The following is a 10,596-nucleotide window of genomic DNA, read 5'->3' on the forward strand; positions in this document are numbered from 1 at the left end:
TCGTCCCCCGCTGGATGAACAAACGCGGGCACGTGCTGAACGCGATTCTGTTGAGTATCGGCCTCGGATACGTCCTCGACCCGTCCGGCGACGTCACGACGTTCGCGACCATCGCCGAGGTGTTCCTCCCGGTGGTGCTGGGGGCGCTCTTTCCCGACGTCGACACGGCCTTCGGGAAGCACCGCAAGACGCTCCACAACCTGCCGGTCCTCGTCGTCTTCCTGGCCCACCCCATCTACCACGCCGGCAACCTCCAGTGGGTCTGGCTCGGCGTCCTCACTCACTACGTCCTCGATTACCTGGGATCCCGCCGCGGCATCGCGCTGTTTTACCCGCTCTCGGACCGCGAGTACGGCTTCCCCTCGGGGGTCACTACCTCTAGCGAACACGCCGAATTGGTGACCGTCGCCATCACGGCCATCGAACTGGGCGCTATCGCGGTCCTGGTCCACGTCCTCCCGACGTACCTGCCGCCGGACGTGACCCAGCTGCTCGCCGAGAACACCGCCCTGGTCGCCTAATACACCTTCACGTCGTCGAATTCGCCGCCGTAGGCGACGTGGTCCGGGTGTGTCGGGGCCGTCCCCTGGAGCATCACCCGGTCGAACTTCTCCCAGGTGTTCTCGTAGCCGAGGTGGGCGAACTCCATGGCACAGCGCACCTGGTGGCCGACGCCGTGGCGATGGAGGACGCGCCGCGGGTCGCCGTTCCGGAGCGCCCCGGTGACCGCCTGCTCGCCCTCGAGGGCGCTCGAACTCGACCCACGCCTCGCCGACGGTCCGTCGCAGGTGGGCGTACGACGACGTGAACGTCGGCAGGCCCGTCTCGCTGGCGAATTTCCTGGCTCGCCGGTTGTGGTGCGGGAGGTGTTTGGGATTGTAGACCTCGACGGCGTCGATGGTGTCCCGATAGTGGCGCAGCTCCTCCAGGCCGAGGCTCACACTCAGGAAGCCCGGATGGGGGACCAGCACGGCGGCCTCCTGCCGTCGCAGTTCGGCCATCGTCGCCGAGAGCGTCAGGAAGTCCGGGACCGGCTCCTCGAGGCCGACGGCCAGGACGTGGCGCCGCTTCTGCCAGGAGTTCGCGAACAGCTCGCGGGCGGGGATGACGGTCAGCCGGTCGTCCGAGAACTGTCGGGCCCGCTTTCGGATCTGGGGCAACCGCGTGAAGTGTGGCGCGTACACGATGGCGTCCAGTCCCCGGTCTTTCGCCCGTTTGACGACCTGCTCGTCGAGTACCTTCACGTGCAGGTCGACGGCGTACCCCTCACTCGTCACGCCACTCGGTATCCACGTGGGCCCATTAGTAATTTCTATTCGCGACGCCAGCGACGCCGCCCCGTCACTCGGCCGTCGGGAGCTCGACGGTGAAGACGGCCCCCTCCGGGTCGTTGTCGGACACCCACACGTCGCCGCCGAACTCCTCGACGAAGGTGCGGACCAGGTAGAGACCCAGACCGGTGCCCGAACTGTCCAGCCCCGCTCGCCCTTCCCGAAGATCGCGTCCGTCTGGTCGTCGGGGACGCCCGGGCCGTCGTCGGCGACGTCGACCCGGACCGACTCCGCCCGTCGCTCTACTGTCACCCACACCGTCGGGTCCGGCCCGTCGTTGTGCTGGACGGCGTTCCGGAGCAGGTTCCGGAACACTGAGGCGAGCATCTCGTTGCCCCGGACCGTCACGTCCGGCAGGGGGTGGTCGACGTGAACCGTCGCTTCCTCGTGTCCGGAGCGGACCTCCGAGACCTCCCGCTCGAGTATCTCGGCCAGTTCGACGGCGCCGTGTTCGGGGTCCTCCTCGAGCATCCGCTCCATCAGCGTGCGGACCGTCTTCGTCAGCTCGACGACGTGGTCGCCGTGTTCGACCAGCGTCTCGAGGTGCTCGCGGCCCGCATCGTCGACGTGGTCGTAGAGCAGTTCCGCGTGGCCGGTGACCACGGACATGTCGTTGCGGATGTCGTGGCGGACGACCCGGTTGAGCAGCTCGAGCTGTTCGTTCTGCCGTTCGAGGCGCTCCCGGGTCCGCTTCCGTTCGGTGACGTCGTGGAGAATCGAGAACAGCAGCGTCCCGCCACCGGTCTGGATGGGCGAGGAGTCGACTTCGACCTGCCGGACCGACCCGTCGGCCAGCTCGTGGGGGAAGATGAACCGGTTGGTCTCGCCTTCGCTGGCCGCCCGACGACGCTCCGCGACCGCCTCGTCGTCGAGCTGGTTGATGTCCTGTATCGGCATCGACTCCAGGGTCTCCGTGTCGTAGCCGTAGAACGACGCGGCAGCGGCGTTGGCACGGTCGATGCGGCCGGTCTCCGGGTCGATGAGCAACATCGGCGCGTTGTGGTCCTCGAACAGGCGGCGGAACCGCCGTTCGCGGAACTTGAGCTCCCGCTCTTTCTCCCTGCGTTCGGTGACGTCCTGCACGATGCCGTCGTAGTAGACGGTGCCGTCGACCTCGCGGCGAATCGCGGTCACGGAGCCCCAGAACGGATCGCCGTCCATCGTCTCCAGTCTGAGCTCCTGCTCGACGATCTCCCCGTTGAATTCGAGTTTCCGGCCGACGAGCTCGCGCTGGCCGGGCGTCCGGTAGCGTTCGGCGACGTGGGTCCCCAGCAGGTCGTCGGCCGACTCGGCGTCGAACATCTCGACGAGCGCGGGGTTGGCGTCGACGAACTCCCCGGCGAGTCCCGCGGTGCTCCGGTAGACGCCGACCGGGACGTTCTCGATGAGTTCGTGACACCGCTCCAGCTCGGCCTCGCGTTCCTTGCGCTCGGTGACGTCCTGCTGGATGGCGACGAACTTCTCGACGTCGCCGTCCCGGACGATGGGTGCGATGGTCTGGTCGGCGTAGTACCGCTCGCCGTCGGCGCGCTCGTTCTCTATCCGCTCCTCCCAGACGTCGCCCCGCAGGATGGTCTCCCAGAGGGCTTCGTAGTACGACTCGTCCTGAGTCCCGCTACTGAGGACCGCGGGCGTCGCACCGAGCACGTCGGCGGCGTCGTGGCCGGTCAGTCGCTCGAACTCGGGGTTGACGTACTCGATGGTCCCGTCTGTGTCGGTGATGTAGACCGCGTGGCCGGCCTGCTCGATGGCCTGCTCGAAGGTCCGGAGGCGACGGGTCCGCGCCCTGCGTTCGCTGACGTCTCGGGCAACCCGCAGGTACGCGCGCTCGCCGCGGTAGTCAACCGCACCCACCGATACCTCGACGGGGACCGTCTCGCCCGACGCGGTGACGTGGGTCGTCTCGACGACGTCGGCGTCGGCGGCCGGGGCTTCGGGACGCTCCGCTCGGTAGTCGGCGTCCTCGGACGGCCGAATGTCCGCCGGCCCCATCGAGCGCAGCTCCGTCCGCGAGTAGTCCAGTCGGTCGACGGCGGCTCGGTTGACCTCGCGGAAGGTCCCGTCCGCGCCGACGACGAACGCCGCCGCGTCCAGCGCGTCCAGCAGTTCGCGCCCGTCGAGGGCGGCGGCGGCCGGTTCGCGATCCCCGTCCTGTCGGCCGGCCCGTTCGCGGACCGTGACGACGGCGCGGCCGTCCGCCTCGTCGACTTCCATCGCCCACGCGAGCGTGACAGTCGTCCCGCCGGGCCGGTCGACTCGCCACTCGAACGTGACCCGCCCGTCGCGTGCCCGCTCGACGAGCGTCTCCAGGCCGGCGTCGGGCACCCAGTCGTCGGGGGCGAGCGACCGGAACGACTCGCCTTCGAGGGACGCTCGCGTGTGTCCACAGAGTCGCGCACAGCGGTCGTTCGCCGCGACGACGTCGCCGGTCTCGGTGTCGAGCACCGCCGCCCCCTCGGGAACGTGTTCGACGACTGCCACGGCCCCTGTCATGTCTCCCCCGTACGTGTTCGGGGTACAATTAATCCGTCTCGCGTTCCACGAAACTGAGAATCCGAATCCCAGAATACTGTGGGCTCGGGCCGCTGTGCCCCGCTCTCCGAGACTTCCGGCACGGCCGGCGCACGAATCAGGACGCCCGGGGGCGAACGTTTTTATCGCCCCGTTGCCTGTCTCCGCTCGTATGCCACGCTGGGAGTGCGCTATCGAGGGGGACGACCACCAGTTCGACCGTGTCGAGGAGCTCATCATCCACCAGTCGACCGAGCACGAACGCATCAAGTGCAAAGTCTGTGGCACCGTCGTCCCCGACGGATACTTCGCCATCAAGCACACCTTCGACGAACACTCGCGGGCCGAGTACGTCCGCGCCTACGACGCGTCGGCTGCGGAGGTCCGCGCCCGCGAGAACGTCAAGGAGGCCGTCGAGGAGACGGCCGATATGAGCGAAGTCATCGAGCGGCTCGAGGGCGGGACCTGAGACGGCTGTCTCGCGTGGCCGCGCTCCTCGTTCTGGGTATCAGTCCGATGCTGCGGAATGTCCGGCGCCGCCGAAATCGTCCCGCTCGCGTCAGCGCTCTTCACTATCCAGCACCCGAATCTGGTCCCCGCGGACCGTCACGGGGATCGGGACCGTCGCCTCGTACAGCTCGACGGTGACCTGGTCTTTCCCCTCGTCGATGCGCTGGACCTGCGCCTTCTCGCCCTTGAACGGGCCGGCGATGAGCTCGACGATGTCCCCTTCGGCGATGCCCTCGACGTCCGGTTTCGGCGAGAGGAAGTGCTCGACTTCCGCGATGGAGGACTCGCCCTGGACCACGCCGTTGGCGTGGGGAATCTCGTCCAGGATGCGGTCGAAGACGGCCGCGTCGTCGGCCTCGACCATCACGTAGCTGGTCAGCGAGTCCGGCGCCAGTGCGGCGTGGATGTCCGGCTCCTCGCGGTTGATTATCATGTCGGCGACGGTGCGTTCCTGGCTCGCAGTGGTCTTGACAGCGTAGATGCCCATCTGTTTACACCGGCTTTGCGCCAGGGACGAAGCTCATCACGGCGAAGATGATGAACCCGAGCAGTCCGACGAGTACGATACCCGCACCGGCGATCTTCGCGATCGATGAGAACTCGTTCCAAGACGGCGTACTCGCCAGTTTGAGCACCCGTATGTAGGAGTTGAGGTCGAACGGAACGTCCATACCGGGTGGTATCCACTGGTGGCTTTTCTATATTGTGGTAAGTGTCCGTCCCGGACGCGCGGTGGTCGCCGCCGGGCCGGGACGTCGCGAGCGGTCGCCCGTCAGTCGACGTAGTCGATGTCGTCGCCGATCTGCTGGGCCTCTCGCTCCCGTTCGGCCTCGCTTTGCCCGTAGATCTGTGGGCTCTCGACGCCGGTGACGACGATCATCGTCTCCATCTTGCCGTCGAACTCGCTGTTGACCGACGCGCCCCAGATGATGCGGGCGTCGGGGTCGATGCGGTCGTAGATCTCCTCGACGACGCCTTCGGCCTCCTCGATGCTCATGTCGGGCCCGCCGACGACGTTCACGAGTGCGGAGTTGGCGCCGTCGAACTCCACGTCCAGCAGCGGCGAGCGCAGCGCCGAGCGGATGGAGTCCTGGGCCTTGTTCTCGGAGTCGGACTCACCGAGGCCGATCATCGCGACGCCGCCGTTCTCCATGATGGTGCGGACGTCGGCGAAGTCCACGTTGACGAGGCCGGGCTTGGTGATGAGTTCGGTCATCCCCTTCACCGAGCGCATCAGCACGCGGTCACAGATCTTGAACGCGTCCTGCAGCGGCATCGACGGCGCGTAGTCGAGCAGGCGGTCGTTCGGGACGACGATGACGGTATCGGAGACCGCACGGAGGCGTTCGAGCCCGGCGTCGGCGTTCGCCCGCCGACGCTCACCTTCGGCGGTGAACGGGATCGTGACGATGGAGATGGTCAGCGCGCCGGCCTCCTGTGCGGCCTGGGCGACGACCGGTGCCGATCCGGTCCCGGTCCCCCCGCCGAGGCCGGCGGTGACAAACACCATGTCCGAGCCGTCGATTGACTGCTGGATGTCCTCGATGTTCTCCTGGGCGGCCTCCTCGCCGATTTTCGGGACCGACCCCGCACCGCGGCCGCCGGTCCGCTTGCGGCCGATGAGGATCTTCGTGTCGGCCTCCACCTCGTCGGCGAGGTGCTGGGCGTCGGTGTTGGCGGCCACGAGCTTCGCCCCGTGGATGCCCTCGTCCATCATCCGCGTGACGGTGTTCCCCCCGGCACCGCCACAGCCGACGACGGTGATCTTGGTCTCTAAGTCCTTGACGACGCTGGCCAGCTCCTCGTCGGTCATCTGCCCGGACGTCGAGACCTCGTCCCGTGGTGTCGCTGTCTCCGCTGCCGTCTCCGACGACGATTCCTCCCGTTCCTGCTCGGCCTCGTCGATGGCGTCGTCGATGATCGAGTCCATATTTAAATCCCCTTTGCGTACGAGCTGTTATTAACGTTCCCCCTGCGTCTGACGCACGGCTGACGCGTTCGACCGCCGTCTCGCCGCCTCTCGCGGCCGTTTCCTACAACGTAAATCGACGTATACGCTCGCGCTGGAACCTATCGGGCCCGATCTCCTCCCCGTCGACCTCCACCGACTGACCCGCTGCGAGCTTCCCGAACTTCGGGCCTTCGGGGACGCCGGCGGTGCGTGCGAGCTCGGGGTCGAAGGTCGTCTCGCGGGCGACGAGCGCTCCACCCTCCCGAACGACGCTGTCGTACTGGTCCCGAAGAATGTCGGCCAGTCCCTCGAGGAGTCGGTCGCGGGACACGCTCGCGGGACAGACCACCGGCGTGGTCACGACAGTACCGCTCTGTTCGGTGCCGAAGGCGACCGCTGTGGCCTCGACCAGCTCGCGGACGGCTGCGTCGTCGATACCGCGGGCCTCGGCGAGCAGGTCCGTCGGAAGGTCGACGACGCTCCAGTCCCCGTCGAACCCGGTGGCCGGGTCGCCGAAGCGAAGGCCGGCGTCGACCGACGCTATCTCGCGTTCGAGCGTCTCGACCAGGTCGAGGGACGCCGGTCGTCACTCGGACGAACGTCTCGTCGACGACCCGGTAGCCCAGTGACTCGACGGTGGCCACGAGGTCCGGTCGGTCGTCTTCGAGCAGGGCGAAGTCGGCGGCGCTGGCCGCGAACGCCCGCTCGATGACGGCGTCGTACGCCGTCTCGTCGTCGGCCCACGCCTCGAGCGCCTCGAGTCCCCAGTCGGCCGCGACGTGCCCGACGGCCCAGTCCGTCTCGCGGACCACCCGCTCGAACCGCGGGGCGTAGTGGCCCCCACCGAGGCCCAGGAGGTGCCGTCGGGTCCCGTTCTCGGCGGGGGCGTCGGCGGCGACGTCCGCGACGTCGAGTATCGCCCGCGCGACGGCGGTGGCCGCCTCGGGGTCCTGCCACTGCGGTTCGGCGCTCCCGACCTCGACGAACATCGACGGGATGCCGACGTCCGTCGGGCCGTGGTGGGTGCACTCGATGCCGACGTCGTACGCTTCGGGCGCGTGCTCGTCCATCGCCTCGACGACGGCACGGAGCGCGTTCGGGCAGGCCCGCGCGAAGCGGCCGGCGGCCCCGCCGTAGTCGGCGGCCCCGAAATTCCCGGTGTGGTGGGCCGTCAGCAACGGGCCCGTCTTGCCCGCGTGTTTCGAGGCGAACACCAGCAGGTCGGGGTCCTCGAACGCGTCGGCCGGGGCCGCGATGTCGATGTGCGTGGCGTCGAACTCACGCAGTTCGACGCCCTCCCGTCGGTAGACGGTCCCGCCACCCTCCCCGTCCGGCCGTCCCTCGTCGGTGTGGGTCGTCCACTCCGCGACGTCCAGCAGGCGCTCGCCGATGTGGACGGACGCCGCGTCGGCCCGGGAGACGACGATAGCGAGCATCAGTCGGCGTACTCCGTGTGGACCGGCTCCCGGCCCAGGGCGGTTCGGACGGCGTCGCCGGCCAGTCCCAGCAGGAGCAGCAGCGACCGACGGCGAACGACGAACAGCGCCGTCCCGGCGAGCATGTACACCGCGGTGTATCCGAGCAGCAGCTCGTGGCTCGTAATCGGTAGCACCACCAGGTCGCGGATGAGTGCGAACTCCACGAGCACCTGCGAGATGAACAGGGCGAACAGCACGATCGACTCACGGACGGATATCTCGAAGTTGACCAGGATGGAGAGCGCGAAGAACGACTGGCCGGCCGTGATCCATATCTCGGCGGCCTGTCGCGCGTCGAACGGGAGCACGCCGTACCGACCCAGCGCCAGCGAGTAGACGACGGCGATGGTCCCGATGAGCAGCGTCCACTGGTTGAGCTTCGAGGAGATGAGGGCGTTGAACCCGGCCGTCGAGCGGGCCTTGTTGACGAGCACCGCCACGACGATGAGCTCCGGGGACTCGCTGGCCAGCGGCGCGATCCACTGGATCATGAAGAACCCGGGGATGCCCAGGTTCAGCCCGATCTCCTCGAGGCCGTGGGCGAACGGTTCGACGGCGGTGAAGATCATCGCACCCGAGTACCCAAAGAGCAGCAAGACGACCATCGGCCGCCACGGTAGCGACCAGTTCTGGAAGTACTTCGGGACGCCGACGTGTTCCTCCTCGTGGTCGATGTCCGATTTCAGCACCAGGCCGATGTACGCGACGTAGAGGCCGACCAGGAATATCGTGTCGGCGGCACCGATACCGCCGCCGAGCGGGACGAAGAAGGCCCACAGCGTCGCCAGGAAGAGGAACGTGATCTCCGTGGCGATGTCCCGGTCGAGTCGGACGGCGTCCGCGAGGGTCCCTTCGCGGTCGATGACAGCGGGGTCCCTCGTCCGTGCCGCCCGCCAGACGGTGAAGACGGCGATGCCGGCCCAGCCGATGCCGATGAGGATCCGGTTGGCGCCGGTCATGTTGGCGATGGCCAGGTTCGCGTCGTGACAGGCCCGAGCAAGCGGTGTCGCCCCTGCCTCGATCTCGGCGGCCGTCAGCGCCGCACAGGCCTCGGTCGTCGCCCCACCCGCGCCGGCCTGCCAGGCGAACAGCGCGTCGACTGCGTACTCCGGGGCGACAGCCAGGACCGCCAGCACGGCGATAGCGAAGGCCCGCGGCACGTCCTTCTCGGCGGTCTCTGCCCCCCACGCCAGCAGGAACGACGCCCAGCACGGCGAGGCCGCTGACGGCGACGGTCGCCAGCGTTCCCAGCGACGTCCCCGTGAGGAGGGCGCCGACCCAGCCAGCGGTCAGGGCGACCGTCACGGCGACCTGGACCAGGGGGTGGCGCAGATAGCTCACTACGAGAGCCGTATACTGGTCTGCGGGAAAAGGTTGCGAAAGGCCGTTGGGTGTGAGCCGACCCCGGGGCGAGAGCGTGGCGTTCATGCCGCCGGCGTGCGCCCGAGGACGTATGGACGTCTACGGTCTCATCGGGAACCCGGTCGGACACTCGCTGTCACCGCCGATGCACGAGGCGGGCTACGAGGCGCTCGATCTGGACGCACGCTACGTCACGTTCGAACCCGCGACAGACGCCGGCGCCGAAGCAATCGCGGCCGCCGAGACGCTCGCCGTCGACGGGCTGAACGTCACTATCCCGTTCAAACAGGCCGTCTTCGAGGCAGTCGACCCGGCCCCGCTGGCCGAGCGCATCGGCGCGGTCAACACCGTCGACTTCTCGGGCGAGACGCCTCGCGGGTACAACACCGACGCCGTCGGCGCCGTCCGGGCCCTGACCCACCACGGGGTCGCCCTCGAGGGGACGGCCGTCGTCGTCGGCGCCGGGGGTGCCGGCCGCGCCGTGGCCTTCGGCCTCGCAGACGAGGGGCTTGCGGTCCGCGTCGCCAACCGGACCGAATCGACGGCGACGGCGCTGGCCGCGGAGGTCGAGGGCGCGACCGGCCACGGACTCGACGACCTGGAGACGCTGCTGGCTGACGCCGACGTGCTCGTCAACTGCACCAGCGTGGGGATGGACGAGGACGCGACGCCCGTTCCCGCGTCGGCGCTCCACGGCGACCTGGCGGTGCTGGACGCCGTCTACTCGCCCATCGAGACGCGCCTCTTGCGAGACGCCGCGGCAACGGGCGCGACGACCGTCGACGGGGCGTGGATGCTCCTCTACCAGGGCGTCGAGGCCTTCGAGCTGTGGACCGGCGAGACGGCGCCCGTCGAGGCGATGAACCGGGCGCTGCGCGCTCGGCTGTAGGCCGTACCAGCAAGAGATTAGTGTCGGGGGGGTGTACGCCGGACTATGGGTCTGCTCCAAACCATCAAATCTCTTCTCGGGCTCGACGGAACCCGGTCTGCCGCCTCCGGCGGAGCCAACGGCGAGCAGGACGTGGACGTCACCGTCGAGCGCGAGCCATCTACCGAATCCGAGGACGCGGTCAAGGGGACAGAGACGGCCTCGACGCCACCCGAGACCGACGTGTCCGACGTGGATGAGGAACCCGCGGCCTCGACTACGGCCGACGCCGTCACGCCGGACGAGGGGGACTCGGTCACGGAACCCGACGCCGAGGAGGAACCGGCGGGCGAATCCGACGCCGGGGACGAACCGGCGGCCGGCCCCGACATCGACTTCGAGGGGGCCGACGACCCGGTGACAGAGATCAAGGGCATCGGCCCCGCCTACGCCGACCGGCTCGCTGGCCTGGACATCGAGACGGTCGGCGACCTCGCCGTCGCCGACGCGGCCGAGGTCGCCGCTCGGACGGACCTCGCGGAGACCCGCGTCGCCGGCTGGATCGAGCGCGCGAACGACTACTGA

The 10,596-nt window shown here is 68.6% G+C and carries 8 protein-coding genes and 4 pseudogenes; 4 read left to right on the forward strand and 8 right to left on the reverse strand.

All coding sequences use genetic code 11. The features are described 5' to 3' along the window. Positions 1-14: 14 nt before the first annotated feature. Positions 15-521 carry a metal-dependent hydrolase gene (locus P1N55_RS17950; RefSeq protein ID WP_276276841.1) on the forward strand — a complete coding sequence of 169 codons (507 nt, stop codon included), beginning with the start codon at positions 15-17 and terminating at the stop codon, positions 519-521. Here the strand turns inward: P1N55_RS17950 and P1N55_RS17955 are convergent. The 3 genes and pseudogenes from P1N55_RS17955 to P1N55_RS17960 all read right to left on the reverse strand — a co-directional run. Then, positions 518-1,277, reverse strand: a pseudogene (locus P1N55_RS17955) (PHP-associated domain-containing protein). The gene P1N55_RS17950 and the pseudogene P1N55_RS17955 overlap by 4 nt on opposite strands. A gap of 64 nt (positions 1,278-1,341) precedes the next feature. Further along, positions 1,342-1,587 carry an ATP-binding protein gene (locus P1N55_RS20055; protein WP_407067202.1) on the reverse strand — a complete coding sequence of 82 codons (246 nt, stop codon included), beginning with the start codon at positions 1,585-1,587 and terminating at the stop codon, positions 1,342-1,344. Further along, a pseudogene (locus P1N55_RS17960) lies at positions 1,539-4,109 on the reverse strand (PAS domain S-box protein); the annotation flags it as partial. The gene P1N55_RS20055 and the pseudogene P1N55_RS17960, both read right to left, overlap by 49 nt. On the opposite strand from P1N55_RS17960, the gene P1N55_RS17965 reads away from it, so the two are divergent. Continuing rightward, on the forward strand, positions 4,015-4,311 hold the full coding sequence (locus P1N55_RS17965) for a DUF7565 family protein (protein WP_276276842.1): 297 nt from the start codon (positions 4,015-4,017) through the stop codon (positions 4,309-4,311). The pseudogene P1N55_RS17960 and the gene P1N55_RS17965 sit on opposite strands and share 95 nt — an antisense overlap. 90 nt (positions 4,312-4,401) lie before the next feature. On the opposite strand, the gene P1N55_RS17970 is transcribed toward P1N55_RS17965, so the two are convergent. The 5 genes and pseudogenes from P1N55_RS17970 to P1N55_RS17990 form a co-directional block, all read right to left on the reverse strand. After that, positions 4,402-4,839 carry a transcription elongation factor Spt5 gene (locus P1N55_RS17970; RefSeq protein WP_276276843.1) on the reverse strand — a complete coding sequence of 146 codons (438 nt, stop codon included), beginning with the start codon at positions 4,837-4,839 and terminating at the stop codon, positions 4,402-4,404. A 4-nt stretch (positions 4,840-4,843) separates the two neighbouring features. Further along, entirely contained in the window at positions 4,844-5,023 is a 180-nt protein-coding gene (locus tag P1N55_RS17975) for a protein translocase SEC61 complex subunit gamma (protein ID WP_276276844.1), read from the reverse strand. Positions 5,024-5,124: 101 nt separating this feature from the next. Continuing rightward, positions 5,125-6,282: a cell division protein FtsZ gene (gene ftsZ, locus P1N55_RS17980; RefSeq protein ID WP_276276845.1), complete on the reverse strand. Its 1,158-nt coding sequence runs from the start codon at positions 6,280-6,282 to the stop codon at positions 5,125-5,127. A 103-nt stretch (positions 6,283-6,385) separates the two neighbouring features. After that, positions 6,386-7,739: pseudogene (locus tag P1N55_RS17985) on the reverse strand (D-aminoacyl-tRNA deacylase). Next, positions 7,739-9,122 (reverse strand): annotated as a pseudogene (locus tag P1N55_RS17990) (sodium:calcium antiporter). The pseudogenes P1N55_RS17985 and P1N55_RS17990 overlap by 1 nt, the downstream one beginning before the upstream one ends. 112 nt (positions 9,123-9,234) lie before the next feature. Here P1N55_RS17990 and P1N55_RS17995 point away from each other — a divergent pair. Both P1N55_RS17995 and P1N55_RS18000 read left to right on the forward strand, forming a co-directional pair. Next, positions 9,235-10,032: a shikimate dehydrogenase gene (locus P1N55_RS17995; protein WP_276276846.1), complete on the forward strand. Its 798-nt coding sequence runs from the start codon at positions 9,235-9,237 to the stop codon at positions 10,030-10,032. Between the two features lie 45 nt (positions 10,033-10,077). Further along, the gene (locus P1N55_RS18000; RefSeq protein WP_276276847.1) at positions 10,078-10,596 is read left to right on the forward strand and encodes a helix-hairpin-helix domain-containing protein; all 519 of its coding nucleotides are present in this window, start codon (positions 10,078-10,080) and stop codon (positions 10,594-10,596) included.

Source organism: Haloarcula regularis (assembly GCF_029338315.1).
In the GTDB taxonomy this organism is placed as follows: Archaea; Halobacteriota; Halobacteria; order Halobacteriales; family Haloarculaceae; genus Haloarcula; species Haloarcula regularis.